Annotated in this window: 42 protein-coding genes; 19 read left to right on the forward strand and 23 right to left on the reverse strand. The window is 58.0% G+C overall.

All coding sequences use genetic code 11. The features are described 5' to 3' along the window. Position 1: 1 nt before the first annotated feature. The 17 genes from HTY61_RS04765 to HTY61_RS04840 all read right to left on the reverse strand — a co-directional run bounded on the left by HTY61_RS04765 (position 2) and on the right by HTY61_RS04840 (position 6,178). Positions 2–370 carry a hypothetical protein gene (locus HTY61_RS04765; protein WP_175275713.1) on the reverse strand — a complete coding sequence of 123 codons (369 nt, stop codon included), beginning with the start codon at positions 368–370 and terminating at the stop codon, positions 2–4. Further along, positions 363–545 (reverse strand): hypothetical protein, encoded by a 183-nt coding sequence (locus tag HTY61_RS04770; RefSeq protein WP_175275714.1) that lies wholly within the window; start codon positions 543–545, stop codon positions 363–365. Before HTY61_RS04770 ends, HTY61_RS04765 begins: the two co-directional genes overlap by 8 nt. Next, entirely contained in the window at positions 542–940 is a 399-nt protein-coding gene (locus HTY61_RS04775) for an HNH endonuclease (RefSeq protein ID WP_175275715.1), read from the reverse strand. Before HTY61_RS04775 ends, HTY61_RS04770 begins: the two co-directional genes overlap by 4 nt. Position 941: 1 nt before the next feature. Next, complete coding sequence (locus HTY61_RS04780; RefSeq protein ID WP_175275716.1) at positions 942–1,082, reverse strand: hypothetical protein; 141 nt, start codon at positions 1,080–1,082, stop codon at positions 942–944. Continuing rightward, positions 1,079–1,207, reverse strand: coding sequence for a hypothetical protein (locus HTY61_RS19595; RefSeq protein WP_281367581.1), 129 nt, complete (start codon positions 1,205–1,207; stop codon positions 1,079–1,081). Before HTY61_RS19595 ends, HTY61_RS04780 begins: the two co-directional genes overlap by 4 nt. After that, a complete protein-coding gene (locus tag HTY61_RS04785; protein ID WP_197945365.1) occupies positions 1,204–1,602 on the reverse strand; it encodes a recombination protein NinB in 399 nt (132 codons plus the stop codon). The genes HTY61_RS19595 and HTY61_RS04785 overlap by 4 nt, the downstream gene beginning before the upstream one ends. A gap of 27 nt (positions 1,603–1,629) precedes the next feature. Further along, positions 1,630–2,082, reverse strand: coding sequence for a single-stranded DNA-binding protein (gene ssb / locus HTY61_RS04790; protein WP_175275718.1), 453 nt, complete (start codon positions 2,080–2,082; stop codon positions 1,630–1,632). Further along, a complete protein-coding gene (locus tag HTY61_RS04795) occupies positions 2,079–2,882 on the reverse strand; it encodes an ERF family protein (RefSeq protein WP_175275719.1) in 804 nt (267 codons plus the stop codon). Before HTY61_RS04795 ends, ssb begins: the two co-directional genes overlap by 4 nt. Then, positions 2,879–3,244: a hypothetical protein gene (locus HTY61_RS04800; RefSeq protein ID WP_175275720.1), complete on the reverse strand. Its 366-nt coding sequence runs from the start codon at positions 3,242–3,244 to the stop codon at positions 2,879–2,881. Before HTY61_RS04800 ends, HTY61_RS04795 begins: the two co-directional genes overlap by 4 nt. Then, positions 3,241–3,459, reverse strand: coding sequence for a hypothetical protein (locus HTY61_RS04805; protein WP_175275721.1), 219 nt, complete (start codon positions 3,457–3,459; stop codon positions 3,241–3,243). The genes HTY61_RS04800 and HTY61_RS04805 overlap by 4 nt, the downstream gene beginning before the upstream one ends. A gap of 15 nt (positions 3,460–3,474) precedes the next feature. Beyond that, a complete protein-coding gene (locus tag HTY61_RS04810; protein ID WP_175275722.1) occupies positions 3,475–3,684 on the reverse strand; it encodes a hypothetical protein in 210 nt (69 codons plus the stop codon). Beyond that, positions 3,681–4,022, reverse strand: coding sequence for a hypothetical protein (locus HTY61_RS04815; protein ID WP_175275723.1), 342 nt, complete (start codon positions 4,020–4,022; stop codon positions 3,681–3,683). Before HTY61_RS04815 ends, HTY61_RS04810 begins: the two co-directional genes overlap by 4 nt. 11 nt (positions 4,023–4,033) lie before the next feature. Next, complete coding sequence (locus HTY61_RS04820; protein WP_175275724.1) at positions 4,034–4,387, reverse strand: hypothetical protein; 354 nt, start codon at positions 4,385–4,387, stop codon at positions 4,034–4,036. Then, on the reverse strand, positions 4,384–4,695 hold the full coding sequence (locus HTY61_RS04825) for a hypothetical protein (protein ID WP_175275725.1): 312 nt from the start codon (positions 4,693–4,695) through the stop codon (positions 4,384–4,386). The genes HTY61_RS04820 and HTY61_RS04825 overlap by 4 nt, the downstream gene beginning before the upstream one ends. A 41-nt stretch (positions 4,696–4,736) precedes the next feature. Beyond that, entirely contained in the window at positions 4,737–4,955 is a 219-nt protein-coding gene (locus HTY61_RS04830) for a hypothetical protein (protein ID WP_175275726.1), read from the reverse strand. A 61-nt stretch (positions 4,956–5,016) separates the two neighbouring features. Then, complete coding sequence (locus HTY61_RS04835) at positions 5,017–5,259, reverse strand: hypothetical protein (protein WP_175275727.1); 243 nt, start codon at positions 5,257–5,259, stop codon at positions 5,017–5,019. A 505-nt stretch (positions 5,260–5,764) separates the two neighbouring features. Next, entirely contained in the window at positions 5,765–6,178 is a 414-nt protein-coding gene (locus HTY61_RS04840) for a helix-turn-helix domain-containing protein (protein WP_175275728.1), read from the reverse strand. Between the two features lie 13 nt (positions 6,179–6,191). On the opposite strand from HTY61_RS04840, the gene HTY61_RS04845 reads away from it, so the two are divergent. From HTY61_RS04845 to HTY61_RS04855, 3 genes are read left to right on the forward strand one after another with little or no spacing between them, the layout of a single operon-like run. Then, positions 6,192–6,464: a hypothetical protein gene (locus HTY61_RS04845; protein ID WP_175275729.1), complete on the forward strand. Its 273-nt coding sequence runs from the start codon at positions 6,192–6,194 to the stop codon at positions 6,462–6,464. Continuing rightward, on the forward strand, positions 6,461–6,940 hold the full coding sequence (locus tag HTY61_RS04850) for a YdaS family helix-turn-helix protein (RefSeq protein WP_246272932.1): 480 nt from the start codon (positions 6,461–6,463) through the stop codon (positions 6,938–6,940). Before HTY61_RS04845 ends, HTY61_RS04850 begins: the two co-directional genes overlap by 4 nt. After that, a complete protein-coding gene (locus tag HTY61_RS04855) occupies positions 6,937–7,107 on the forward strand; it encodes a hypothetical protein (protein WP_175275730.1) in 171 nt (56 codons plus the stop codon). Before HTY61_RS04850 ends, HTY61_RS04855 begins: the two co-directional genes overlap by 4 nt. A 2-nt stretch (positions 7,108–7,109) precedes the next feature. Here the strand turns inward: HTY61_RS04855 and HTY61_RS04860 are convergent, their stop codons facing one another. Beyond that, positions 7,110–7,355, reverse strand: coding sequence for a hypothetical protein (locus HTY61_RS04860; RefSeq protein WP_175275731.1), 246 nt, complete (start codon positions 7,353–7,355; stop codon positions 7,110–7,112). 88 nt (positions 7,356–7,443) lie between these two features. Between HTY61_RS04860 and HTY61_RS04865 the strand changes: the two genes are divergently transcribed. Continuing rightward, positions 7,444–7,971: a hypothetical protein gene (locus HTY61_RS04865; protein ID WP_175275732.1), complete on the forward strand. Its 528-nt coding sequence runs from the start codon at positions 7,444–7,446 to the stop codon at positions 7,969–7,971. 194 nt (positions 7,972–8,165) lie between these two features. Here the strand turns inward: HTY61_RS04865 and HTY61_RS04870 are convergent, their stop codons facing one another. Next, positions 8,166–8,348, reverse strand: a complete 183-nt coding sequence (locus HTY61_RS04870; RefSeq protein ID WP_175275733.1) for a hypothetical protein — start codon at positions 8,346–8,348, stop codon at positions 8,166–8,168. A gap of 606 nt (positions 8,349–8,954) precedes the next feature. On the opposite strand from HTY61_RS04870, the gene HTY61_RS04875 reads away from it, so the two are divergent. The 5 genes from HTY61_RS04875 (at position 8,955) to HTY61_RS04895 (ending at position 11,910) form a co-directional block, all read left to right on the forward strand. Next, positions 8,955–9,740 (forward strand): DNA cytosine methyltransferase, encoded by a 786-nt coding sequence (locus tag HTY61_RS04875; RefSeq protein ID WP_197945366.1) that lies wholly within the window; start codon positions 8,955–8,957, stop codon positions 9,738–9,740. Beyond that, complete coding sequence (locus HTY61_RS04880) at positions 9,740–10,018, forward strand: hypothetical protein (RefSeq protein ID WP_175275735.1); 279 nt, start codon at positions 9,740–9,742, stop codon at positions 10,016–10,018. Before HTY61_RS04875 ends, HTY61_RS04880 begins: the two co-directional genes overlap by 1 nt. Before the next feature lie 25 nt (positions 10,019–10,043). Further along, the gene (locus tag HTY61_RS04885; RefSeq protein ID WP_175275736.1) at positions 10,044–10,496 is read left to right on the forward strand and encodes a hypothetical protein; all 453 of its coding nucleotides are present in this window, start codon (positions 10,044–10,046) and stop codon (positions 10,494–10,496) included. An 8-nt stretch (positions 10,497–10,504) separates the two neighbouring features. Beyond that, a complete protein-coding gene (locus tag HTY61_RS04890) occupies positions 10,505–10,993 on the forward strand; it encodes a helix-turn-helix domain-containing protein (RefSeq protein ID WP_175275737.1) in 489 nt (162 codons plus the stop codon). 332 nt (positions 10,994–11,325) lie between these two features. Then, a complete protein-coding gene (locus HTY61_RS04895; RefSeq protein ID WP_175275738.1) occupies positions 11,326–11,910 on the forward strand; it encodes a hypothetical protein in 585 nt (194 codons plus the stop codon). Between the two features lie 1,189 nt (positions 11,911–13,099). Here the strand turns inward: HTY61_RS04895 and HTY61_RS04900 are convergent. Both HTY61_RS04900 and HTY61_RS04905 read right to left on the reverse strand, forming a co-directional pair. Further along, positions 13,100–13,429, reverse strand: coding sequence for a helix-turn-helix domain-containing protein (locus HTY61_RS04900; RefSeq protein ID WP_175275739.1), 330 nt, complete (start codon positions 13,427–13,429; stop codon positions 13,100–13,102). Between the two features lie 15 nt (positions 13,430–13,444). Continuing rightward, a complete protein-coding gene (locus tag HTY61_RS04905) occupies positions 13,445–13,882 on the reverse strand; it encodes a hypothetical protein (protein ID WP_175275740.1) in 438 nt (145 codons plus the stop codon). A 499-nt stretch (positions 13,883–14,381) separates the two neighbouring features. Between HTY61_RS04905 and HTY61_RS04910 the strand changes: the two genes are divergently transcribed. The 10 genes from HTY61_RS04910 to HTY61_RS04955 all read left to right on the forward strand — a co-directional run bounded on the left by HTY61_RS04910 (position 14,382) and on the right by HTY61_RS04955 (position 21,903). After that, on the forward strand, positions 14,382–14,780 hold the full coding sequence (locus tag HTY61_RS04910; protein WP_175275741.1) for a terminase small subunit-like protein: 399 nt from the start codon (positions 14,382–14,384) through the stop codon (positions 14,778–14,780). After that, complete coding sequence (locus HTY61_RS04915) at positions 14,761–15,990, forward strand: PBSX family phage terminase large subunit (RefSeq protein ID WP_175275742.1); 1,230 nt, start codon at positions 14,761–14,763, stop codon at positions 15,988–15,990. The genes HTY61_RS04910 and HTY61_RS04915 overlap by 20 nt, the downstream gene beginning before the upstream one ends. A 59-nt stretch (positions 15,991–16,049) precedes the next feature. After that, positions 16,050–17,366, forward strand: coding sequence for a DUF4055 domain-containing protein (locus HTY61_RS19435; protein WP_175275743.1), 1,317 nt, complete (start codon positions 16,050–16,052; stop codon positions 17,364–17,366). A gap of 39 nt (positions 17,367–17,405) precedes the next feature. Then, complete coding sequence (locus HTY61_RS04925) at positions 17,406–18,125, forward strand: hypothetical protein (RefSeq protein ID WP_175275744.1); 720 nt, start codon at positions 17,406–17,408, stop codon at positions 18,123–18,125. Between the two features lie 14 nt (positions 18,126–18,139). Further along, complete coding sequence (locus HTY61_RS04930) at positions 18,140–19,150, forward strand: phage coat protein (RefSeq protein ID WP_175275745.1); 1,011 nt, start codon at positions 18,140–18,142, stop codon at positions 19,148–19,150. Positions 19,151–19,214: 64 nt separating this feature from the next. Beyond that, positions 19,215–19,499: a hypothetical protein gene (locus HTY61_RS04935; RefSeq protein ID WP_175275746.1), complete on the forward strand. Its 285-nt coding sequence runs from the start codon at positions 19,215–19,217 to the stop codon at positions 19,497–19,499. Between the two features lie 9 nt (positions 19,500–19,508). After that, positions 19,509–20,036 carry a DnaT-like ssDNA-binding protein gene (locus tag HTY61_RS04940; RefSeq protein WP_175275747.1) on the forward strand — a complete coding sequence of 176 codons (528 nt, stop codon included), beginning with the start codon at positions 19,509–19,511 and terminating at the stop codon, positions 20,034–20,036. Continuing rightward, positions 20,033–20,389 carry a hypothetical protein gene (locus tag HTY61_RS04945; RefSeq protein WP_175275748.1) on the forward strand — a complete coding sequence of 119 codons (357 nt, stop codon included), beginning with the start codon at positions 20,033–20,035 and terminating at the stop codon, positions 20,387–20,389. The genes HTY61_RS04940 and HTY61_RS04945 overlap by 4 nt, the downstream gene beginning before the upstream one ends. Then, on the forward strand, positions 20,389–21,450 hold the full coding sequence (locus HTY61_RS04950) for a structural protein (protein WP_175275749.1): 1,062 nt from the start codon (positions 20,389–20,391) through the stop codon (positions 21,448–21,450). Before HTY61_RS04945 ends, HTY61_RS04950 begins: the two co-directional genes overlap by 1 nt. Next, positions 21,451–21,903, forward strand: a complete 453-nt coding sequence (locus HTY61_RS04955) for an HK97-gp10 family putative phage morphogenesis protein (RefSeq protein ID WP_175275750.1) — start codon at positions 21,451–21,453, stop codon at positions 21,901–21,903. On the opposite strand, the gene HTY61_RS04960 is transcribed toward HTY61_RS04955, so the two are convergent. Both HTY61_RS04960 and HTY61_RS04965 read right to left on the reverse strand, forming a co-directional pair. Beyond that, on the reverse strand, positions 21,881–22,114 hold the full coding sequence (locus HTY61_RS04960; protein ID WP_175275751.1) for a hypothetical protein: 234 nt from the start codon (positions 22,112–22,114) through the stop codon (positions 21,881–21,883). The two genes, HTY61_RS04955 and HTY61_RS04960, sit on opposite strands and share 23 nt — an antisense overlap. Continuing rightward, positions 22,114–22,476, reverse strand: coding sequence for a hypothetical protein (locus HTY61_RS04965; RefSeq protein ID WP_175275752.1), 363 nt, complete (start codon positions 22,474–22,476; stop codon positions 22,114–22,116). Before HTY61_RS04965 ends, HTY61_RS04960 begins: the two co-directional genes overlap by 1 nt. Positions 22,477–22,506 lie beyond the last annotated feature (30 nt).

Genomic DNA, 22,506 nt, shown 5'->3' on the forward strand with positions numbered 1-22,506 from the left:
GCTATTCGGCCTCCAGGGCGCGGATGGCGGCAGCACACATCCGGTAATTTTCGGCGTGCTGCTGCGCTGCCCATGCCGCGCTAAGGCAGCCTGCACGCTCAAGGTCTTCACTAATTTCTCGGCACTCCCTTTCTTTGGAGCCCAGCCATTTCCCCGCCTTCTCGCGCATTTCCTCGGCGGCGCGCTTGGCGATGAGAGGGGCGATGGATTCGAGGGCCTTTCTCATGATATGTCGCTCCCACGTCCTGACGTATTCGACGTCATCTGATGACGCCTCCCCACTCGCTTCGCTTTCGTCATCTCTGAAAATGTCCGGCCATACTTTTTTGCAGGCCGCCTCCACCATCTCGTCGGTGACGTATTCAGCCATTGTCGCCTCCTTTGATCGCTGTGAGGGCAGCGCGGGCGATGCGGGCGGACTTCGTAACCCAACGGTCGCCGATCGCGATCTTCTCCAGCGCCTCTACAGCCTGTGCGAGTTGTGCGCGGAGCCTCGCGATCTCGGTCATGTCCTCATATGCATCTGCCAGTTTGTGTTCTGTCATTTCTCAATGCTCCTGTAGATTGATCTGGCCGGCGGGAGGGGCAGCTTCTCCGTGCGTTCCTTCTTGCCGAACCCTCTCGACTGGATACGCCCCTTCGGCTTCACCGCCCCGATGTGCTTCTGCCGTGTTCGGTTTACCTTGGACTTGCGGGCGGACTCCTGAGCCGCCTTCGCCAGATTGCAGTGAGCGTGTGCCGGCGCGAGGTTTGATTCCTTGTTCTCGCCTCCCTCGATCAGCGCAATGACGTGATCCAGGTGCCATGTCTCGCCGGGCTTTATCGGCAGTTTGCAGATATGGCATACGCCTTCATGCCTATCGAACACCCTCTGCCTGACGCGTGGCGGGGCTTTGGTGTCCGGCGTCTTGCCTGTCCATTCCTTGACGGCGCGGGCCATCCTATCCCTTCCATTCCATCCCAAGCTCACGGGCGAGTTGCCTGTGCTTTTCTTCCTTGAGCGCCTGCCAGTCCCTCTTTGCCACCCGGTAGGTGTTTATCGTGACGTAGCGGCGAAACAGGTAGCGTATGATGCGGGTCATTTGGCCTTCTCCGGCTTCCAGCGCTTGCGGTAGTAATCCACCTTCGCGAGCCATTCACCGAGCCATCCGGGGAAGGCGAGGAAGATGGTACCCCACCAAATTATAAAGAATGCCAAGCCACTCATGCCGCATTCTCCTGCTTCTCTCTCGGGTCCGTCAGATCAACGCCGTGCGCCGCGCCAAAGGCGAGGATGATTTCAATCAGGTCGCTGAACTGCTCTTTCGTCATGCGCGACGTGCTCTGGCCGAGGACTACCATTGTGCCTCTGTCGATGCCTGGCACCGCCTCATAATGCCTGTGCGCCGCCGTGAAGATGTGCTTCCAGTCGTCTGGTGTCAGGTACTGTCCGTACCATTCGACCTCCTTGCTGATCTTCGTGAGCAAGGGCCAGAGCATGGCGTTTTGGTCCAGCGTCCTCTTGTCGCCGCGCTCGAACGTCAGGCGCGTATCACCAGGCAGCTTCGGATTCTGGATGAGGCGTATTGCTTCATCCTTCATCTCCTGATTGCGCAGCACCATGACGTATTTCCCGCTCATCGCCGTACCCTAAAACGGCAAATCGTCGTCAAGACCGGGCGCGTTAGCTGGCTCATGTGCGAGCTGAGCGTCGGCCTCGATGTTATAGCCGGACTGCTTATCGTCCATCTTTGGCGCGTCCAGCATTTGCAGGTCGCCACGGTACTTCTGCAGGACGACCTCGGTCGTGTACTTGTCCTGTCCGCTCTGGTCCTGCCATTTGCGCGTCTGCAACTGGCCCTCGACATAGACCTTTGAGCCCTTGCGCAGATACTGCTCTGCGACCTTGGCAAGATGCTCGTTGAAGATGACTACGCGGTGCCATTCCGTGCGTTCCTTCTTGTCGCCAGTGTTTTTGTCGCGCCAGCTTTCGGAGGTCGCGACCGAGAGGGTGACAACCGGCTCGCCCGAATTGAGCCTGCGCACCTCAGGGTCAGATCCGAGATTGCCGACGAGGATTACCTTGTTGATCGATCCGCTCATTGTTCCAGCTTCCTTTCTGCTGCCTTGTAGATTCCTGCCAGCTCTTCATACTGGACCTTGCCATCAAGGGCGGCTTCCAGGTCGGCAAACTCGTTCGCAAGTTCGTCAATGTCCTTGCAGGCATCCAGACGTTCCGTCGCCTTTTCAAGCCGGTTGAACGTTATGCGTTCCTTGGCTTTCCAGTAATACGTGTCAGGCCAGTACCCGCGCCGCTTTTCGATCCACTCGGCTTGCTTGTCGAGCGTTGCTAGGTCCTTCGCGTTGTCGATCTTCGATTGGATTGCGGCCCAATTCAGCTCTTCCTTGGCTTGGTTTGCCGACATCTTCTCACGCGGCCCTTCTCCGACCGGGGCGGCGTCCTTGCCATCTGTGTCATCGACAGCAGCAACGCCTACGAGCGAGGTCAAAGCGTAGCGCCTGGCATACGTCATTGCTGCGCCCATCGCCTGATGGTTCCCGTTCAGACTGCACACCGGATATTCGCTCTCGATGCTTTCGTCCTTGAATGAAACCCGCGTAATCAGCACAATCGTGTTGTCGCGGATGACCGTAGGTTGCGTCAGCGCAAGGCCGTGGCGGGATAGGACAGGCAAGACAGTTTCGAGAACGTCTCCAATGTCCGCATAGTTGTACTGGTACTTGCCGGTGTCTGCCTTCTTCGACTTCTCCGGGTTGCGCAGTTCTCCCTGAGCTGCAGCAAGCGCAGCGTACAGGTTTTCGTGCGTTACGGTTTCATGCTTGGTCATCTTCTGCCCCTTCCCGCCATCTACCGGCGTGAATGTGTCGTGCTTTGCTGTCATTGGTCAGATCCCTTGATGGCGGTGAGGGCGGCGCGGGCGCGGCGGAACTGCTTCAGCTTGTAGACATCGAATAGATGCCCAGCCATGCAGAGATCCAGTTCATTGTCATCCCTGAACCCCTCGGTCTCGAGTTCGAACATCTCTCCAGTCATCGCAAACGGCTCCAACGCCTCAATTGCGACGGCAATCTTCGCGCTGTCGCTTTCCAGCCGATCGACCAGCCAGGCGTTCCACGCCTCGGTGTCATGCGGCAGGCCGTTTGACCGCCGGATCGCCTCCCAAAGCGCCCGATGGTTGTCGAGCGTGCCGAGCCGCCGGCGCTCGCCCAGCGCCGCGACCTGCGCCTTGTCGGTGTCGGTCATGCCGCCCCTCCCATCATCGCGATCATGCGGGCACGCTTTGCGGCGATAATTTCCAAAACGAGCGCCCGGTGCCGCATTAGCAAATCAATGCGTTCGTTCAGCTTTTTGGCAGCCTTCTCTGCCTCCTCGATCTCCCTCGCTAGACTAACCGGGGTGTCGTCGTTAGCGTCAAGTTCGCCAAGTTCGTCTGCAATAGTCTTTTCCAGTTCGTCCATGCGAATTCCCCCGTCTCAAGCCGCGCCGCAGCAGCCAACGGCGGCCGCGATGCGATCCCATTGCGTTGCGATTGCGAAAATACCGATCATCAGCGAACCGGCTGCCACCACCGCGACCGCCGCTGCATCGCGCAGTGCCTGGTGTGCTTGTTCGGCCTTGAGGCTGTGGTAGAAGTGTCCGCCGCGCATCTCGGCAAGCATGGCGTCGTATTCGTGAGAGGTCATGATGATTCTCCTCGGGCTTTGGCAAGGGCGGCGCGGGAGCTTGCGCAGCGCGTGCACGGCTTCTTCTCCGGGCTCTCCTCGGTGATCAGGTCCAGAACATCGACCGCCATTCCAGTGCCCTTGCAGACCGGGCAGTTGCGAACCTGCATGTCGAGTTCGTGGTACAGTTCCGGCGCGGCTGCCATGAGGTTGCCATTGGCTCGCGCGATATTGTACGGACGCTTGAGGTTGATGGTGCAAATTACTCCCTCTGTTTCAGAGATAACAAAGGGAGGTTCACCGGGGTCATATGGATTACCGCCGCAACGCCACGGTCCCTTCGTCCACTTCTCCGTCATCTCCGCCTCCCTCAAACCGTCTCGAACCAGCCAAGCCGGTGCTCGGCGTTCGGATCGACGCGGGGCAGGTCGTCCATTTCCTGCTCGATCCTGTCGCGGATCGGGGCAACCAGGTCTGCCCATGCGTCGGCCAGTGCTTCGCGGAAGCCTGCCGTGTCGATCTCGACATTGGCGTCTATCGCCGCCTGCAATGCGCCGGCACAGATCAGGTCGATTGCGGCTTCATTCGTCATGCCAGCATCGCGGAGAATGTCGGATGCTGTCTGCCAGCCGGGCGCCTCAACGTCGATGGCCGGGAGTGCGTCGGCAATAGCGACCAGCTTGCGGCCCGTTTCGTTGGTCGTGTTGTGGAGCGGGTGTTTCATGACGCGAACCTCCATGTGAGGTTGGCGTGCTTTTCCGCGTCGTAAGGTGCCCACTGCGTTCCGCAAATCATCGCTCCGCAGGGGAGCGGCATCCATTTTTCAAATGGGTCTATTACGACCCCGAAGTGCTCATATTCGCCGGGAAGGCTGTGGTGTCGGTACTTGCCCCACGCGGCCACGACCGGGAAGTCCATCATCTCGTTGCGCATCCAGACCCACCGGCCATCCTTTGGCGCGGATTTGACATCGCGCCAGTCGAGGCCGTAGTCGTCGGATTTGTATGCCGTCTTCGTCTCTGCCTGTGTCATCGTCTCTCTCCATCTTCCCGGACGGGCCGGGTGTTGAGCTGTCAGTAGGACGGGCCACGTTCTTTCGAGTCGGGGTGGTATTGGGTCGGTGCTGTAGACCGCCAAGCTCCGTTTTTATCCACGTAGGCCGTGCGCCGCGCCTCTGCCTTCATCGCCTTGGTGCGGTAGGGCTTTCGGTTCGTCATGTCGCGCACGCCTTCGCGCGTCAGCTTGGTCATGAAGGCGATCTGCGTCGCGGTGAGAAGGTGGCGATTGATCATTTTGCTTCTCCTATCAGTGCGGTTTTCCATCTTCCCGGATGGGCCGGGGTATTGGGTTGGATTAGTTGGCCGGGAATGCCGCGTTCTTGTCGATGTGCTTCCAGTACGCTGCAACGATGTCGGTGCAGGCACCTTCCTTCGTTTTGTCGGCGCCGGTCGTAATCGAGCGTTCCTCGCCATGAAGCGACCAGAACCATTCATTGGACCAGCCCGGCTGCCAGACAGCGCCACGGCGCTTGCCGTCCTCGTTCAAGTAGATGATGCGCTCGTTCTGCTCGTCGTAATCGAAGGTGAGGGTCGCCATTGTTCCTGTCCCATCGTTCGGTGTTGATGGTGGTACTATATGCGGGGACATATCCCCTTGTCAAGGGACCAATCCCGAATTAATTGTAGCGCAATCGGGATCAATCCCTTATAAGGGTAATCATGGAACAGGAAGAGAAAGCAGAAACCGCAAAATGGCTCAGGCGGCGTGACGCGTGGATACGTCACCTCGTTTCAAGCCCGCACGTGAGCCGTAATGCAAAGGTCGTCGGCGTTTATCTGGCGATGAGGATGAGCGCTAAACGGCCCTTCACCTATCCGGGCATCAAGACCATTGCACGCGCTCTCGATACATCATCGAGACACGTGTCTAGGGCTATCTCGGATCTTGAGGAGGAGATGTTTATTAGGGTTGACCGCCCAAAGGGCAGGGTGCCTCGTTACAGGCTAGACCTATGACACATATGTCGTGACCACCCATGACACATATGTCATCCGAAATACGGAAAGCTGAAATACGGAAAGGGTTTTTATTTTATAGGATATCAGGCTCTGAGTCTGGAGTCTGATATCTCTAGGGCCTGAGCGTTCAAAAGGCCCACCACGAGATCAGCGATATAATCGGCCCGCTGATGGCGATTTTTTTGAGACGACATAACCGCCAAAACGGCACGCCTTACCTGATCTTCGGTAAACAAATTTTGGGGGGTGTCGTCCCGAACGGGCTCGTCCCCGGTTAGTTCGGAAACCGATACCTGGAGCACAGAAGCCAGCTTTCGAAGGCTCTCTATCTGAGGGCTCTTCACCTTTTTCAGGTCACGAATGAAGCTTTCCGACAATCCGGCAGCCTTCGAGGCAGCGGTCGCCGAGATGTTGAGCTTAGCCAGACGCTCTTCGATGCGTTTTATCAGCTTTTCATTCATGGCGTCGATTCTGCATTTTCTTGTCCCCATTTCCATCGGGAAGTTTCCCTTGACACATCGGGGACGCATCCCCTATATTGGCTCCATGATGAGCAAGAACAGACTTCACCTGACACAGGACAAGATCAGAGAGGCCCTCATTTCCAGGGCCGAGGCGTTCGGCGCGAAGCGTGGGATGAGCCTTTCGTCAATTGGTCTCGCATCCGTGCGGGATTCCAAGTTTCTGCATCGCGTGAAGAACGGCGAAAACTTCAACATCAACACGTACCAGCGTGTCGTTGACTGGCTCGATGCTGCCGAGAGGGACGGGAGGGCGGCATGAGTTGCGCGACTTTCATCTACGCACTTGAGTGCGAAGGGTTCGTAAAGATTGGGGTGACATCCAGCCCGCGCAACAGGCTTGCAGTCGCTCAGACGATGTCCCCGTTCAACGTCGAACTCATAGGCTTCTTTGAGGGCACAGAAGGTGACGAGCGCGATCTCCACGAAAGGTTCGCTGATTTTCACCATAGGGGAGAGTGGTTTAAGAAAGAAGGGGACCTTGCGAGGTGGTGTGATGGCATCGCTGGTCGCGGATTGAATAACAGCGCGATTGTTCATTTGAGGAAGTACCTGAAGGCCAAACGCGGTCGTCTTACGTCCCTTGCCAACGGCATTGGTGTTCGACCTGGAACAATATCGCAATGGGATCGCATCCCTGCTGATCGTGTATTCGCGGTTTCGAGGCTTACGGGAATCCCTATCGAGGAGCTCCGCCCTGACCTCGTTAATGCATGCGATGACGGGAGGGCGGCATGACCCGCATCATTCTCATAGTAGCGACGGTATCTCTCGCAATCACCTGCATTGCTGCGGCCATCATCTGCGCGGGTGCTGGAGACCCATTCATGCCGCTCATGTACCTGTTCGGCGCAATGCTGAACGGAGCGTTCGCCGGCGCACTCATTGGGATTGGGCGAGAGTAATGTTACGCCTTCATCGCCCATACCTTCCCGCCAAGAAACGCGGCAGTCCCCTTGATGCAATCCGTTATGACTGCTCTCGGCATAATGGCCTTCGCGATGATGTGTTTCTCGCGGGTGCCATCCAGGCCGGATCGCTGCTCGGAGTAAAACGCTATCCTCCACACATTCGGCGCGACCTCCTCCGCGTATGCGATCCCAGAGATAAAAACATCCGGCACATAGACCGGCTCGATGAACTGGTCCGACACGTATCACTCCCCAACGTAAGGGAAGTTTCACGCCACAATCCTTACCGAAAGGTAAACGGATTCGCTCACATTTGCGGGAGGGCATGAGATGGGTAAGCGTTCCAGCTTCAAGCGCAGACCGCAGGACGATTACCCGACCATTGACGGTCGGGCCGTGCATGCCCTGCTGCCGTTTATCCGCGACGTTCACTTCTATGCCGAGCCATGCGCCGGCAAGGGGAGGCTTATCAGGCACCTCGAGGCATTCGGGAAATATGCGGCCTTCTCCGGTGATATCGCGGATGGCTTCAATGCGCTTGAATGGGACGGACAGTCCGATCAGCCGTTCGACGCTATCATCACCAATCCACCATGGTCGCGTCCAATACTGCACCCGATGATCGATCGGTTTCAGCGGATCGCGCCTACCTGGCTGCTGTTCGATGCTGACTGGGCGCACACCAAGCAGGCCGCGCCGTTCCTCCCACATTGCAGCGATATTGTTTCGGTCGGTCGCCTGAAGTGGATCGAGAATTCGCCGTACACGGGCAAAGACAACTGCGCGTGGTACCGATTCGACGCCAAGCACGTGGCTGGCCCGAGGTTCCATGGACAGAGAGTTGAGGAGGCTGCGTAAATGGCTTGGGTTATCGCTGCATGGCTGTACGTTTGCGGTACGTTTCTTTTGTTCGCCTTTGCGAGAGGGGAGGGCATTCTCCCTTCCAAGGCTGCAGACTGGCTTTTGTTTTTTGCGTGGCCCCTTTGGGCGTGGGTGGCTCCAGTGTGGGGCATCGTTGATTGCATTCGCGCGAAGGGGAAAGGCTGACATGCTCAGAGCCCCCTCAGCACCCGCACAATCGCATCATGGATATGCACGACATTGCTATCCAGTTCAGTTTGCGCGCGAGGTTTCTCCTCCCTCCCTCGCAGCGCCCCGCGACGGCCGTTTGATCGGCAATCCTCCTCCCTTGTTGGCGCGGCCGTCGCGGGCTCGATCGTTTTCATCTCCTTCATCGGTAAATCTCCGTTCCTGGCAGAACAGAGAAAAGCACGATGGAGAGACAAGGTGTCGGAGAAACACACCGCAGGCTTGGAAAGGTGTTCCAAAAAGAGAATGCCGCAAACAACAGGGAAAGGCGAAGGAATGTCAGACGTAGTATTCGCCAAGGATCTAATTCGAGAGGCGTACCCTCCGAACAGGTATGGCAACGCAAAGGCGGCGATATGGGCCGCGTACCGTGGGCTAGGTCTCCGTTCAATACGGCGTGCCCGTGGCCTCTACAACGGAGAGGTCCGCAGGGTCGATGCGTATGAGATGGATATCCTCAGACGGGCAGCATTGGAGCAAGCAAGACATGAACGTGATAGAGCTATGGCGCGGATCGAGGCGCTTGAGGCCTTTGTCAAGGGTGAGGTTCATACTGGCGTATAAGCTTCGCCTTCTCGCCAACCGTATCGAGGGCGACACATGGCGGGAGGATGAGCACGTATGATCACCCGCATCCTCCACCTATTCCGCAAGCCCCACCCGCAGACTCTCAAGCGCCTCACATGCTGGGACGGCACGGGCGCCAACAGGCACGCAGTCAGGCTCACGATGTATGGCAGGGAGATTGCGGGGTGAGCAAGCTCAAGGTTCTAGACCTGTTTAGCGGGATAGGCGGGTTTTCTCTCGGTCTGGAACGAACGGGCGGGTTCGAGACCGTCGCATTCTGCGAGATAGAGGATTACCCGCGCCGCGTTCTCAAGAAGCATTGGCCGGATGTGAGGATTTACGATGATGTCAGAGAGCTTACCGGATCAAGGCTTGCTGCCGATGGCATTACCAGAGTGGACGTCATCACCGCAGGATTCCCATGCCAAGACATCTCCATTGCAAATGGGGTCTGGGGCAAGCGACTCGGACTCCGGGGAGAACGATCAGGCCTATTCCATGAAGCCTGCCGTTTGCTTGGGGATCTGCGACCTTTTGTGGTCATCTTCGAGAACGTGCGAGAGCTGCTCAGGAACGGGTTGCTCGAAATGCTCAAATCCCTTGCCTCGCTCGGGTATGATGCAGAATGGCACGCTATACCAGCTTCCTACGTTGGCTCCCTCCAGAACCGAGACCGAGTTTGGGTTATTGCCTACCCTCGCGAAATCGGAATCAAAGGACTTTTCGAGGGGAGAGGTGTTGGCAAGGCTCGACAAGGGTGGACGTGTTGCCAGGCGGATTTGCCGCGAATCTTCGCTGCGCCACTCGTCGGAGATAGTTGGCCTCAACCCATTATTCGCAGAGGCTCTAACCGGCCTGCCTATTGGGTGGACAGAATTGCAGCCTGCGGAAACGCAGTCGTTCCCCAGATCCCGGAAATGATTGGCTATGCAATCCTGGACGCAATTGAAGGCGAGGAGGCCGCAGCCTGATGGGTATCCCGAAATACAGAGCCAAGCGAGACATATCCGAGCCTGAAATCGTAAGGGCACTGGAACAGATCGGCATGACGGTCTGGCGCATGGACCAGCCGGTAGACCTCCTCGTTGGCTGGCGTGAAAAGACGCATTTGGTTGAGTGCAAGACCGGCAAGGGCAAGCTCAACAAGAACCAACTCGAGTTCACGAACATTTGGCGCGGCTCTCCGGTGGTCGTCCTCAGGGACGCTCAGGAGGCGATAGACTGGGCTATTGAGGTTAGCCAGTCCTGATTTTCATACATCGAAAGGGCACACGATGGCGAAAAAACCGCTCACAACGAAGGCAGACGAGACGCCTGAATTTGTCGAATTCTGGGAGGGTCCGCTTTTGCCTGACGGCACGCGAGACCGTCGCAAGGGATGGCGATCGATAGCGCGGCACACGGACGGCCGTGGCGATGCACGCGATGCCTTCCTGAAACACATAGAGGCCGGCGCAGACGGGCAGGACATAGCGGACGGCGGCAAATGGTTCATCCACAATCTGAAGGACGGTGACCGGCAGTATGTCCCGCTTGTGGCCACCTGGATCAATCGAAGGGCCTACGAGGACGGCGCGGAGATGTGGCGAGACATGCAGGAGAAGCTGCAAGAGGCTTCAATACGCAGATCCGACAATGTGACGCGCATCCAGCAGCCCCCGAGGCGCAAGACGGCATTTCTTGAGGCATACGAGCGCGAACAGGCGAAGAAGCAAGCCGCACAGTGAGGTGAGTCATGTTGGTTGATGCGTACAGTGAACCGAAAACGGCGGCGGAGATTTTTGCACGCCGGGCCGAGTTGAAGAGGAAGTTTTTCCCGACACGGGTGAAGAACGTTGCGCGTGAGTGCAAACGGGAATGGACCGAACAGCACGATGCGCACGTGAAGGCGTATTTGTCTCATGAGGCAGAAAGGAAATTCCGAGAGGTCATATCCAAGTACCGCGTCGTTGAGACGAGCGCCGGTAAGATTTCAGTAGAGCAGATCATTCGCGAGGAGGCAGCACGCGCCGGTATAACTCCTGGGGAGCTGAAGGGACGCAGGCGGAAGAAGAACATCGTCGAGGCGCGGCAGAGAGCAATTGCGCGGGCATACCGCGAGCGTCCAGATCTTTCCCTGCCGCAACTTGGCCGGCTTTTCGGTGGTCGTGACCACAGTACGATTCTGCATGCAGTGAAGAAGCTCGGCGTCCATACGCCATGCGAAATCGAATACAAGAGGTAGCCCGATGGAAGGCACTCCAGAAGCGGCTCTGGCGTCCGCAGTCATAAGCCAGGCAATCGCGGACGCAACCAGGAACGGTCTTGGGTGTGAGTCGATAGGTAGCCGTCTGGTGGCTATCCGTGAAGCCCGTATGTTTCTGACGGATACTAGCGGGAAATGGAAAGAGGCGCGAGAGAGTTGGTGTGCGTGTGCCGGTGTAGACCCTGAGGAGATCAGGCGCAAGGCAATCAAGATGATCGAGGAATCGGATTCTGGCATCAATCCGCTGAGCGGCAAAAGACGCGCCAAGCTCAAGCGCGGTAGGTTGTCAGCCGACAACTTAGAGGGCACACATGGCTAAACGCCGCAGGCAAAGGCGAACAGAGAAATCGACGGCGACGCACTTGATGCCGGCAATCCAGGTGAATTCAAAAGCGCAGGTGCTATACGTTGAGGTGGATAACCCCCGCTATGAGCGAGCGCATGACGGGCGGAAGGACAACCCGAGAAAGACCGGCGCCTTTCTCAATATTCGCGAGAGTCCAATTGTCTGGTATCGCGCAAGGAGGCAGGTAGATGACGCTCAAGCATTGGCCGGCGATGCGTTCCGGCGCTATTACGAGATGGCAGGTGGTGCTGGCGTGCAAGCAATGGACTACACGAAAGAGCCGGTGGACGGCGGGTTCATCTCGGACGGTCTCACGGATGCAAAGGCTCGCGCAGCCATGAAGCTTTCGGAAGCACACGACATTCTAGGCGTGCAGGGATATAGGCTTGTCGAGAGTGTTTGCGCGCATGGCATGTATGTGAAGGACATGACGCGCAATCATCGAGAGGCAAGCATCATGCTGAACAATCTGCGCATGTGTTTGGATGCATTGGCAGAGAGCTGGGGAATGCAGACACGGAATCGCATCAGGCATTCAAGGGAGGCTTGATTGACGGGAGTAGTTTTGGTAAAAGAGTGATAATAGGTGATTTGCGCGAAGGCGCATACATGTATTCGGGGTCGCTACCCTGTCCAGTGACTCCGTCTCAATGCGGGCAGGTGCTCGGTATATAGGCGAGGGTGTACCGATAAGATAACCCTGTTGTAGCGCGCCTTCAGGGTATCTCGCCACAGTTTTGCGCGAAGGCGCATACGAGTTGGGGTGTACATTCGGCAGGTGCAGTGGTCGGCCTGCCGTTAATCCCGTTAAGGGCCACTATGCGGGATGCCCCATTCATTCAAGCTCACCTGCCACGTGTAGGAGGAGCTTTCGAGGCCGCTGAGGTTTCTTGGCGGTCTCAGCCACTCTGGCGGGGCGCTAGGCGCGTACCGACCGAACGGGTGGAGATGGCCGCCCGCCTGTGAGGATCGATAAGAGAGAAGCTGCAAATGCTCTCCCCCGCTCCAGAGGTTTTTGAGACAGGATTGAAATAGCGGGACCGCATTGCGCATATGCGCGGCGGATACCCAAAGGCTCACCGTATGGGGGCCGCCCGCTAGCCCCCTTGCTTGCTGACAAGGCCCCACAGGCTTCGGAAATGATAGGCAAGATCGCCGATATGGTGGGGGCTAGCCCGCATCTTATGCGCTATGTCTCTGAGGGCATCGATGACAGAGGGCGCATTGAAGGAAAAAACATGGGCGTGGTACGCTGACGCGGCTAGCAAGCCCGTTGATGACCGGCTCATGCGACTTGTGGTCATGCGCATCAAGCAGCGACAGGAAGAAGAGCGCCGCAATTCATCGCAGTGATGCGATCACGCTCCCTCAACGCGGCAGAAATCACAGATAGGGCCATGACGGCAGAGGTCATAAACATACAGTCGAGGCGCGAGGCGTTCATACACGTATCTGACCATGACGATGGGCCTGTGTGCATTCTGTGCGGTCACAAGTTCTCTGAGGGCGAAAGGTACGTCAGGTCGGAAGATGGTGCAGGCTGTCCTGCGCAGATGTGGGGCAGGCAACAGGATTGTTACGCGCCAGTCGATGGCGAATAGTTCACACAGATAGGGCCGGCGGACTCCTTACCCTGCCTCTACCCGGCGCGGTGGGCCAGCCTCGGATCGTCTGCGCAGAGCAGCATGTCACCGCCGGCCTCTTGCATTTCGGGGCATGTAATCCGAGGAAAGCCGGGGTTATTGGTCGGTCTGATCGATTGCCAGGCGCAGTCTGATCATGGCCTCAACAGTCATAGCGCACCGGACGGACGGCCACCGGCCGTGCTCGCCGGAATAGGCCATTTCAATCTCGTCGGCGGCATGTTTGCGGATCAGGTCAAGCGCGGCCTCTGCTGCTTCGTCCATGAGGTCGTAGAGGTCAGCCAGCTCTTTGATAACGCCCAGAGGCGGGTCGTTGCGACCCTGACCCCACTTCTTGATGGTGTTGAGCGGGACGTTGAGGAAATCGGCGGCCTCCGATTGTGAGAGGCCGCAGATCGAGAGCATTTGAGCAAACGGGGTGGTCATTGCTGGGGTCCGTCCTTACTTAGCCAGTCTTTCAACAGCATCCTTGAAGCTGGAAGCGTCGAAGATGTTGAAATCAGGATTCGGGTGGTCTGCGCTTGTGCGCTCGTGGTCAGAAACGCGGATGGTTTCAACGTCAAGTTCGTCGTTCGGGATGACAAGATCGATGTAGACAGAACCGAACTGCGGCGAGATGTAGATGCGATTGATTTCTCGCCCGGCTTCTTCTGCGGCCTTTACGACCTTCTTGACGCGGGCCTTGAACTTCACGCGAGCCCATTCGGACTTGTGGATGTTCCAGCGGTCGCGGAAGCTGTCGGTTTTGGGGAAAAGCTTTTTGACGAAATCGGGTCCGTAGGCGCGGGCGTAGAATGCTACTTCAGCTTCCCAGCGGTCGCCAAAGGCGTTCTGCAGCGTTTCGATCTGGTGGGGTTTGAGCATCTCAATCGGGTTCATTTTCAGGTCTCCGTTACCTCTTGCAGCAGGCCAACCCCGCCGCGTTGATGGTCTGAATATAGGCACTAAAAGTGCCGTTGTCAACAGGTAGTGAGCGAAAAAATGCACCACACACTCGCACAACTCGCATGGATCATGACGACGGCTCCGATCGATTCCATGTCAGACGAATACGCAGCTATCGTGAAAGCACATAACGTGCTGGCGAGGACGGTGGGATGACGGCTGAGATCGTAACCCTCTACGACACCAACCATCGCGATCCGGCCGGCAAACTCCGTTCAATAGCAGACACCATAGACGCAGGTGAGTATGGCGAGGTTGGCTGTCTCGCGGTTGTCCTATTGGGGGACACGACAGAAGTGTTCGGGGCTGGCCCCGACAGTGACGCCCCTTCGGTCGCGCTTCTTCTCCATGCGGGATTCATGCGCCTTTCCTGTGCCGTCGCTGATCACGGCAGAGAGACGGAAGCATAACGCAAGGCAATTTGTACAGATTGATGGGTAACGATATGGCAGGCAGACCGACAGACTATACGCCGGCAATAGGCGATGAGATTCTGTCCCTCATGGCGGAGGGGTTTTCCCTTGCCGCTGCGGCTGCCGAACTCGGTATTCATCGCCAGCGCGTTTACGATTGGGAGGCCAAGCACCCTGATTTTGCGGACACTATAAAGCTTGCACGTGCAAAGCGGCAGCTATTTCTGGAACGTAGGCTCCTTTCTGCAAAAGAGGGTCCGGTTGTAACATCATCTATCTTCGCCCTGAAGAATGCTGCGCCCGATGACTGGCGCGACAAGCGAGAGCATGAAGTGTCAGGGCCTGGCGGCGGTCCGATGGAGCAGGTAACGCGCATCGAGATCGTTGCGGCTGAAACGGATGACAACGGCAAGGATTGAGCTGCCGCCCAAGCTGGTTCCGGTATTTGCGAAGCCGAGGGGCGCGGTCCAGTACCGTGGGGCATATGGCGGTCGCGGTTCTGGCAAGTCGTTTAACTTCGCCAAGATGGCCGCGATATGGGGCTATACGGAGCCTCTACGCATACTGTGCGTTCGCGAGTTCCAGGTATCCATTGCTGAATCGTTCCACGCCGAGCTGAAGGCGGCTATTGCGTCCGAGCCTTGGCTTGATGGGGCGTACGAGATCGGCAGGGACTACCTACGGGGCAAGAACGGTACCGAGTTCATCTTTCGTGGGTTGAGGCGCAACACGCAGTCGATCAAGTCGCTGGCGAAGATTGACTTGACGATTGTTGAGGAAGCGGAGGACGTGCCCGAGGAATCGTGGCTTGCCCTCGAAGCGACCGTGTTCCGCCAGCCGAAATCGGAACTATGGTCGATATGGAACCCGCGCGACGAAGGGTCGCCGGTAGATCAGCGTTTCAGGAAGTGCCCGCCCGATAATGCCGTCATCGTGGAGATGAACTGGCAGGACAACCCGTTCTTCCCGGAGGGGCTAAAGACGCTTCGGGAGAGGGAGCAATCGCGCCTTGATCCGAATACTTATGCGCATGTTTGGGAAGGCGCGTATCTTGAGAACAGCGACCGCCAGGTGTTCGGCGGGAAGGTCAAGGTAGACGAGTTCACGCCAGGGCCTGACTGGGATGGGCCATATCAGGGCGTTGACTTCGGATTTCGGCCTGATCCGCTCTGTGCGGGCCGGGTGTGGGTTCATGACGACCGGGTATGGATTGAGCGTGAGGCTTATGGCGTCGGGGTAGAGATCGACGCAATGGCTGGCTTCATCAAGGAGAATATACCGGATTTCGACCAGTACGTGACGAGGGCAGATAGCGCGGAGCCGAAGACGATCAGCTATGCAAGGCGCAATGGCCTGCCGAGAATAGAGCCGGTCAAGAAGTGGCCTAACAGCGTGATGGAAGGTATCCGGTTTTTACGAGGGTTCCGTGAGATCGTCATTCATCCTCGCTGCCCCGGCTGCATCCGTGATTTCAGGCTCTACAGCCACAAGGTGAACACGGCTGGCGATGTTCTGCCGGACCTGATCGATGCGGATAACCACGGCCCGGACATGGTTCGGTATGCGCTCGCTCCGCTAATCAAGGGTAAGCCGACCGCACGGACATTCATTGGCAAAGGGTTCTATTAATGGGCGTTGAGACAAAGCACCCAGATTTCACGTCTGAGAGGCAGGAAGAATTCCGTCTCATGCGTGACGCCTCTGCCGGTGAATCCGCGATCAAAGCGGCCGGCAAGCGTTATCTGCCGATCCCGAATGGGTTTGCTACCCAACCTGACGGCGGGCGGAGCATGTATGGCGCTTACATCGAGCGAGCGCAGTTCCCTGAGATCGTGGCCCCCTCAATCGCGGCTATGGTCGGTATCGTCCATGGCAAGCAGATTGAGATCGAAACGCCGGACTCCATGGGGTACCTGTGGGAGAAGGCTACCAGTGATGGCCTGACGCTTGAGGCATTCCACCGCAGGATTACTGCCAACCTGCTCCGCCTGGGCCGCTACGGCGTTCTGGCAGATGCTCCGGCCGATGGTGGCGACCCATACCTCGCAGGCTATGCTGGCGATCTCGTTATCAATTGGGAGTCGGACGGTTCGTTTTTCGTCATTGACGATAGCGGGATGGTTCGCAATGGCTTCGATTGGATAGACGAGGAACGCTACATCGTTCTGCGCCTTGAGGAAGGCCGGTACGTCCAGGAGATATACGATAGCGGCGGGCCGATTGATGAACCTGTGATCCCGACTGCGCTTGGCGGGCAGGCCCTGCCTCGCATCCCGTTCGTTGTTGCGAATGCACGGGACATATCGACTGACATGGTCCCGCCGCCTCTGATCGGCGTAGCGCGCGCTGCAAAGGCGATCTACCAGCTTTCGGCGGACTACCGATGGCAGTTGTTCCTGAGCGGCCAGGAAACGCTTGTAGCGATTAATGGCGCAGCCCCGACGATTATCGGTGCCGGGGCTATTCATGAGATGGTTGGCAGCGGCGAGCAGGGGACACAGCCGGATCTCAAGTATGTTTCGCCGTCCTGTAAGGGCATCGAGGCTCACAAGATCGCGATGGAGGACAATCGCGAGGCTGCAATCATGGCCGGTGCCAAGCTGCTCGCGCAGGAAACGTCCAATACGAACGAAAGCGGGTACGCCCGCAAGCTCCGGTTCGCGTCCGAGACCGCCACGCTGTCCACTGTTGCGAAGGTATCGTGCGAAGTTCTGGAACGTTCCTTGCGCAATATCGCAATGATGCTTGGTCTTTCCGACGCCGAGCAAGAGAAGATCACGGTACGCCCGCCTGAAACGCTGATGGATACGACGCTGACACCGCAAGAGGTCAAGGTGCTTGTTGAAAGCTGGCAGGCTGGCGGGTTCAGCTACCGAACTCTTTACGAGAACCTGCTTCGTGGTGGCATAGCCAACCCTGAGCGGGAAGTTGAAGACGAATTGTTGCAGCTAGGCGATGACCCGGATGCAATCATTCACGAGCGGGCCGAAGAGGATGCCGCTTAACCCGCCGTCGATGACGGCTACCAGAACAGGACTAGAGCGATGCTCAAAACAGTGCTTGAAACCCTTGATGGCGTCGATGACGCGATCAAACCCTTCTATGCCGAGAAAGACGGCAAATTCTTCCTCCAGGTCGAAGGCATCAACGAACACCCAGACGTGGTGAACCTAAAGAATGCCTACGAACGAGTGAAGGCGGACAAGACCAAGGCCATCGAGGAGCGCGACGCGTTCAAGGCTAAGGCAGAGGCCGTCCCAGACGATTTCGACCCGAAGGTTTGGGACAAGGCCAAGACCGGCAAACCCGACGAAGCGGAAGTCATCAAGATTCGGCAGGAGCTTGAGGGCAAGCTTGCGGCGACGGAACAGGCCAAGGCAGAGGCCGAAGCACGGCTTCACCGCTTCGCCATTGAGCGTGATTTGGGCGACGCCCTGATTGCAGCCGGCATTAACGAACCCGCCTATGTAAGGGCCGCACGTGCGCTGCTCGAAGGCAACGTGAAGGCCGGTGAAGACGGTAAGGCCATTGTCGAGACGGATATGGGACCGATGCCGGTCACCGAATACGTCAAGCGGTGGGCTGCAGGCGAAGGCAAAGCCTTTGTGACGCCACCGAATGGTGGCGGTCGCAGCGGCGGTGAGGGTGAAGGCACGCGCAAGAAATGGAGCGAAATGACCGGTGACGAAAAGGTTGCGCTCCATCGTGAAAACCCAGCGGAATACGAGCGCCTCAAAAAGGAAGCGGGCGCTAACCGCAAATGATGAGGTAAATCAAAATGGCTGCTACTCAGCTTTCCGATATTATCGACGTAACGGTCTTCCAGGACCTTGACCCTGTCAACTCGCCCGAGAAGACGGACTTCTTCCAGGCAGGTCTTGCGGTCCGCACCGACCTGTTCGACACGCTCGCCAATGCCGATGGCAAGATCGCGGAACTCCCGTTCTGGAAGGATCTGAATGCGGATGACGAGCCCAACTATTCGACCGATGACACCGGTTCCTCGGCCACGCCGAAGAAGGTGACGCAGGGCGAGCAGATCACCCGCAAGGCGTTCCTGAACCAGGGTTGGTCCGCGACCGACCTTGCTGTCGAGCTTGCTATGGGCACGGACGCCATCCAGCATGTCCGCAACCGTGTTGGCACCTACTGGATGCGCCAGTGGCAGCGTCGGCTCGTCGCTTCCGTTCTTGGCGTTCAGGCCGATAACGCGGCGAATGACGGCGGTGACATGACGCACGATATTGCTGTCGAGGACACCACCGCGCAGGGGCCTGGAACCCGCTGGTCAGAGCAGGCGTTCATTGATGCCGCCTACACCATGGGCGACATGGTGGATGGTGTGACCGCCATTGCTGTCCACTCCATGGTTGCCAAGCAGATCACGGAGCAGAACGGCGCGGAAGACGTTCGCGACTCCGAGGGCAACCTGCTTTATCGCTCGTACAAGGGTCGCCGCATCATCGTTGATGACGGCCTGCCGGTCGTTGCCGGCACCACGAGCGGCTACAAGTACCTGTCGGTGCTGTTCGGCCCCGGCGCGTTTGCTTATGGCGAGGGTTCTCCGACCGTTCCGGTTGAGATCGATCGTGCGCCCGAGCTTGGCGACGGTGGCGGCGTTGAGACGCTGTGGACCCGCAACACGTGGATCCTGCATCCGTTCGGCTTTCAGCAGACTGGTACGCCGGCCGGTGTGTCGTTCACCAATACCGAGCTTACTGACGAAACGGTTTGGGACCGTGTTGTCGAGCGCAAGAACGTCCCGATGGCGTTCCTGTGGACCAACTAGGCGAAGCATCGCTTTGCAGAGGGGCGGGCATTTCTGCCCCTCGACAAAACGATGGAGGCTTTTGATGGCTGATGTGAACAAGGATGGCCTCATACCGGGGCAGATCGTCCCCTTCGATGTCCTGATGCGCCTGGAAAAGGCGAGGATCAAGGGCGAGGCCAGGGCGAAACCAGCTGAGGCTGGCGACCGTGTCGATATCCCCGAGGATTGGGAATCCCTGCACTGGAAAAGGCAGGTTGAGCTTGCGAACAGGATTATAGGCGGCGAAGGCCCGCTTGTTCCGTCCGAGGGGCAGACTGTGGCCGAGAAGGCCCGCGCAATCATCATGTCTGAGGTTTCGGACCGCTAGGGGTGCGTCATGGCGCTTATCGTTGAAGATGGCAGCATAGTCGCTGGTGCGGACTGCTACGCGGACGTGGCGGCATTCGATGCATGGGATACCGACTTCTACGGTACTGCTTCGACCGCGACGACTGCGGACAAGGAAGCCGCCATTCGCCGCGCTGTCGTCTATCTCGATAGCTTGTCGTGGAAGGGGCGCCGCCTTGAGGGCCGCTCGCAGCCGCGCGCATGGCCGCGTGAGGGAGTGGCTGACGGGGAAGGTAACATAATTCCGACCGACGAGGTTCCGGCAGAGGTGATTTTTGCTCAGCATCGTCTTGCGCGTGCCGAACTGACGAGCCCAGGCGCGCTCGATGCCGAGTTCAAGGCGTCCGATGCGGTCAAACGTGAGAAGGTCGGGCAAATCGAAGTGGAGTACGTTCGTGGCGCATCTGTAGCGGATGACGCCCGCACCATCGTCGCAATGGCAATGGATGAAATCCAGGGTCTTCTGACCGGCGGTGACGTGACGGGCGGGGGCACTAGCTGGGTATTGCGGGCATGACATTCAATTACGCCAAGACGCGAGATACTGCGGACAGGCTTATCGCCCGCTTCGGACAGGTCGCCAAGCTGATTGTGCTCGATGCGACCGGTGGAGACCCGTGGAATCCGACCGTCACGGAGACCGAAACGGAAGTCACGGTTGCGGTGTTCGATTTTGCCAATAGCGAGGTCGATGGAACGCTTATCCAGCAAGGCGACAAGCGTGTTTACCTCGCTTCGGATGGCGGCAGGGTAACGCCGGATACGAGCAACAAGCTTGAGATCGGCGGCGTGCGGCATGAGATAGTCAGGGTATCGCCAACATCGCCGGGCGGGCTTGATGTGTTCTATGAGATACAGGCGAGGCGCTAATGGCCCGCAAGACCGATGCGCAAGTGCTGGAGGAGTTGCTCAGCAAGCATGATCCAGCCGTCCGTCAAGCCTTTCTTGAGGCAGTGAGCGAGATCAGCAACAGCATCATCCTCAGCACGGTCACATCGCGGTTGGAGCATGGCGATATTTCGGGTGCGATAGAGGTACTCAGTCTTGACGAGGACGCGTTTTCGCGTGTCGAGGTTGCACTGCTGGAAGCCTATAACGATGGCGGGCAGTCCACGGTGGATAACCTGCCCCGTGTGACGCAGCCAGATGGTGTGCCAATTCGGTTTTCGTGGGGTGTTCGCAACACTGTGGCCGAGCGTGCCCTGAGGGACCATGCCGCCAACATGGTGCGGGAAATCACGGCCGATCAGAAGGACGGGTTGCGTGAGGTTCTGACCGAAGGTCTTGCGCATGGCGACAATCCTTGGTCAACGGCCCGTCGCATTGCTGGCTACCGCATGAATGGCAGCAATGAGAGAACTGGAGGCCTGATCGGGCTAACGTCCCGCCAGATGGAAACCGTAAGCTGGATCAGGCGGGCCTTGATCGAAGGCGATACGGTCAAGCTCAGGCGGTATCTTGAATTGAAGAACAGGGATGCCCGCTTCGACAGGACAATAGCCAAGATCATTCGCGATGGCGGCAAGCTGCCAGCAGACAAGGCAGATGGTATTGCAAGCCGCTACGCAAGCATCGCGCTGGACAAGAGGGCAAAGACCCTTGCGCGGCATGAAACGTTCCTGGCGCTCTCCAAGAGCCGCCATGATGCCATTCAGCAGCAGATCGACGCGGGCAAGCTGGTCGCGTCCGATGTGACTATGACATGGAAGCACACGCCACGCGAAAACCCACGCTTGCAGCATATCGCGATGAACGGACAGAAGGTGCGGTTCGGAGAGGCTTTCACTGCCCCGGACGGCACGACGCTTCGTTATCCGCACGATCCCGATGCGCCGATCCGGCACACCATCAACTGCATGTGCCGGGCGGAATACAAGATCGACCACACGGCTGCGGCTATTCGCAGGTATCGGGCGAGGGTGGGCGGATAGATGGCCACCTACCGCTTTGCCGCCACCGTCGAGGAATGGTGCAAGGACGTAATTGAGGCGCAAGAGGCGATCTTCCGCGAGGCCAGCCAGCGGCTTGTGCATGAACTGGACGACCTGATCACGCAACTGATCTACAGCGACCCGAGCACGGACTATCGCCGCACCGGGTTTTTGCGCGCCTCTCTGGTCGCATCGACAACGGCCATGCCGGGGCTCACCAAGCCCAATCCGGGCGTGCCGGTGCAGGCCGATTACGGCGACGTGATCCTGACGATCAACGGGCTTGAGATCGGGGAAACGCTGTATCTCGGCTACACGGCCAAGTATGGCGCATACGTTCACTACGGCACGTCGAAGATGAGACCCAGGCCGTGGGTTCAGATGGTCGCGCAGCGGTGGGAAACGATTGTCGAGGAGGAAGCGGCGAAGGTCAGGTCTCGCTTCGGTCTTTGATCTTGGCGAGCATTTCCTTGACGGAGAACAGAACGACATCGCCGGATCGTAGCTTTTCGAGCCTGAGAAGCGCAGCGATATCGCAAGACACGACGAGGCGCAAAATCTCCTCACCGAACGGCGTTTCCGCCTTGAGCGGCACAGAGACGCGCAATCGGTCGTGAATGAAGGTTTCGATCTCGTCGTCGGATAGCGGCTTATCCTTGGACATCACTGCCCTGTCATGGCGCGAACACGGCTCATGTAGCCATCCATGAATGAGCGGGCGCCGGCGTTCCAGGTGAAGTCGTTTAGCCCGACCATGATGTTCCCGGTGACTGTGGTCGGTGACGATCCAACGATGGAGAATGAGTGTTTCAGGTCCGATCCGCCGCGAAAGCGCTGCATGACAACCTGATGGTCGCTCTCGCGCTGCACGATGAAGCCGTCTGCGGAATAGACGCTGACAATGGTGGCCTTGGTCGCGTCTGCAGGTGCGTTGAAGGTGTAGGTCGGCGGTGTTTGCGGTTCTGTGCTGACGCAGCCTGCCAGGGCGAGTGCGGACAGCACGGCGGGTATCGACTTCCTGATCATTGCTCTCCTTCCATTTGACGAAGGCAGGAA

The sequence above is a fragment of the Oricola thermophila genome, assembly GCF_013358405.1.
Lineage (GTDB): Bacteria > Pseudomonadota > Alphaproteobacteria > Rhizobiales > Rhizobiaceae > Oricola > Oricola thermophila.

Excerpts from the sequence above, each read along its gene's own strand:
- HTY61_RS04835 (WP_175275727.1), bottom strand. The coding sequence starts at position 5,259 with ATGGCGACCCTCACCTTCGATTACGACGAGCAGAACGAGCGCATCATC.
- HTY61_RS04910 (WP_175275741.1), top strand. The coding sequence starts at position 14,382 with ATGGGTAACGATATGGCAGGCAGACCGACAGACTATACGCCGGCAATA.
- HTY61_RS04830 (WP_175275726.1), bottom strand. The coding sequence starts at position 4,955 with ATGATCAATCGCCACCTTCTCACCGCGACGCAGATCGCCTTCATGACC.
- ssb (WP_175275718.1), bottom strand. The coding sequence starts at position 2,082 with ATGAGCGGATCGATCAACAAGGTAATCCTCGTCGGCAATCTCGGATCT.
- HTY61_RS04905 (WP_175275740.1), bottom strand. The coding sequence starts at position 13,882 with ATGAACCCGATTGAGATGCTCAAACCCCACCAGATCGAAACGCTGCAG.
- HTY61_RS04810 (WP_175275722.1), bottom strand. The coding sequence starts at position 3,684 with ATGACCTCTCACGAATACGACGCCATGCTTGCCGAGATGCGCGGCGGA.
- HTY61_RS04945 (WP_175275748.1), top strand. The coding sequence starts at position 20,033 with ATGACATTCAATTACGCCAAGACGCGAGATACTGCGGACAGGCTTATC.
- HTY61_RS04825 (WP_175275725.1), bottom strand. The coding sequence starts at position 4,695 with ATGACACAGGCAGAGACGAAGACGGCATACAAATCCGACGACTACGGC.
- HTY61_RS04855 (WP_175275730.1), top strand. The coding sequence starts at position 6,937 with ATGACCCGCATCATTCTCATAGTAGCGACGGTATCTCTCGCAATCACC.
- HTY61_RS04960 (WP_175275751.1), bottom strand. The coding sequence starts at position 22,114 with ATGTCCAAGGATAAGCCGCTATCCGACGACGAGATCGAAACCTTCATT.
- HTY61_RS04865 (WP_175275732.1), top strand. The coding sequence starts at position 7,444 with ATGGGTAAGCGTTCCAGCTTCAAGCGCAGACCGCAGGACGATTACCCG.
- HTY61_RS04800 (WP_175275720.1), bottom strand. The coding sequence starts at position 3,244 with ATGACCGACACCGACAAGGCGCAGGTCGCGGCGCTGGGCGAGCGCCGG.
- HTY61_RS04775 (WP_175275715.1), bottom strand. The coding sequence starts at position 940 with ATGGCCCGCGCCGTCAAGGAATGGACAGGCAAGACGCCGGACACCAAA.
- HTY61_RS04840 (WP_175275728.1), bottom strand. The coding sequence starts at position 6,178 with ATGGAAATGGGGACAAGAAAATGCAGAATCGACGCCATGAATGAAAAG.
- HTY61_RS04765 (WP_175275713.1), bottom strand. The coding sequence starts at position 370 with ATGGCTGAATACGTCACCGACGAGATGGTGGAGGCGGCCTGCAAAAAA.
- HTY61_RS04780 (WP_175275716.1), bottom strand. The coding sequence starts at position 1,082 with ATGACCCGCATCATACGCTACCTGTTTCGCCGCTACGTCACGATAAAC.
- HTY61_RS04940 (WP_175275747.1), top strand. The coding sequence starts at position 19,509 with ATGGCGCTTATCGTTGAAGATGGCAGCATAGTCGCTGGTGCGGACTGC.
- HTY61_RS19435 (WP_175275743.1), top strand. The coding sequence starts at position 16,050 with ATGCGTGACGCCTCTGCCGGTGAATCCGCGATCAAAGCGGCCGGCAAG.
- HTY61_RS04930 (WP_175275745.1), top strand. The coding sequence starts at position 18,140 with ATGGCTGCTACTCAGCTTTCCGATATTATCGACGTAACGGTCTTCCAG.
- HTY61_RS04770 (WP_175275714.1), bottom strand. The coding sequence starts at position 545 with ATGACAGAACACAAACTGGCAGATGCATATGAGGACATGACCGAGATC.
- HTY61_RS04820 (WP_175275724.1), bottom strand. The coding sequence starts at position 4,387 with ATGAAACACCCGCTCCACAACACGACCAACGAAACGGGCCGCAAGCTG.
- HTY61_RS04850 (WP_246272932.1), top strand. The coding sequence starts at position 6,461 with ATGAGTTGCGCGACTTTCATCTACGCACTTGAGTGCGAAGGGTTCGTA.
- HTY61_RS04785 (WP_197945365.1), bottom strand. The coding sequence starts at position 1,602 with ATGGTGCTGCGCAATCAGGAGATGAAGGATGAAGCAATACGCCTCATC.
- HTY61_RS04900 (WP_175275739.1), bottom strand. The coding sequence starts at position 13,429 with ATGACCACCCCGTTTGCTCAAATGCTCTCGATCTGCGGCCTCTCACAA.
- HTY61_RS04815 (WP_175275723.1), bottom strand. The coding sequence starts at position 4,022 with ATGACGGAGAAGTGGACGAAGGGACCGTGGCGTTGCGGCGGTAATCCA.
- HTY61_RS04805 (WP_175275721.1), bottom strand. The coding sequence starts at position 3,459 with ATGGACGAACTGGAAAAGACTATTGCAGACGAACTTGGCGAACTTGAC.
- HTY61_RS04870 (WP_175275733.1), bottom strand. The coding sequence starts at position 8,348 with ATGAAGGAGATGAAAACGATCGAGCCCGCGACGGCCGCGCCAACAAGG.
- HTY61_RS04795 (WP_175275719.1), bottom strand. The coding sequence starts at position 2,882 with ATGACAGCAAAGCACGACACATTCACGCCGGTAGATGGCGGGAAGGGG.
- HTY61_RS04955 (WP_175275750.1), top strand. The coding sequence starts at position 21,451 with ATGGCCACCTACCGCTTTGCCGCCACCGTCGAGGAATGGTGCAAGGAC.
- HTY61_RS04880 (WP_175275735.1), top strand. The coding sequence starts at position 9,740 with ATGGGTATCCCGAAATACAGAGCCAAGCGAGACATATCCGAGCCTGAA.
- HTY61_RS04890 (WP_175275737.1), top strand. The coding sequence starts at position 10,505 with ATGTTGGTTGATGCGTACAGTGAACCGAAAACGGCGGCGGAGATTTTT.
- HTY61_RS04885 (WP_175275736.1), top strand. The coding sequence starts at position 10,044 with ATGGCGAAAAAACCGCTCACAACGAAGGCAGACGAGACGCCTGAATTT.
- HTY61_RS04950 (WP_175275749.1), top strand. The coding sequence starts at position 20,389 with ATGGCCCGCAAGACCGATGCGCAAGTGCTGGAGGAGTTGCTCAGCAAG.
- HTY61_RS04915 (WP_175275742.1), top strand. The coding sequence starts at position 14,761 with ATGACAACGGCAAGGATTGAGCTGCCGCCCAAGCTGGTTCCGGTATTT.
- HTY61_RS04895 (WP_175275738.1), top strand. The coding sequence starts at position 11,326 with ATGGCTAAACGCCGCAGGCAAAGGCGAACAGAGAAATCGACGGCGACG.
- HTY61_RS04925 (WP_175275744.1), top strand. The coding sequence starts at position 17,406 with ATGCTCAAAACAGTGCTTGAAACCCTTGATGGCGTCGATGACGCGATC.
- HTY61_RS19595 (WP_281367581.1), bottom strand. The coding sequence starts at position 1,207 with ATGAGTGGCTTGGCATTCTTTATAATTTGGTGGGGTACCATCTTCCTC.
- HTY61_RS04965 (WP_175275752.1), bottom strand. The coding sequence starts at position 22,476 with ATGATCAGGAAGTCGATACCCGCCGTGCTGTCCGCACTCGCCCTGGCA.
- HTY61_RS04935 (WP_175275746.1), top strand. The coding sequence starts at position 19,215 with ATGGCTGATGTGAACAAGGATGGCCTCATACCGGGGCAGATCGTCCCC.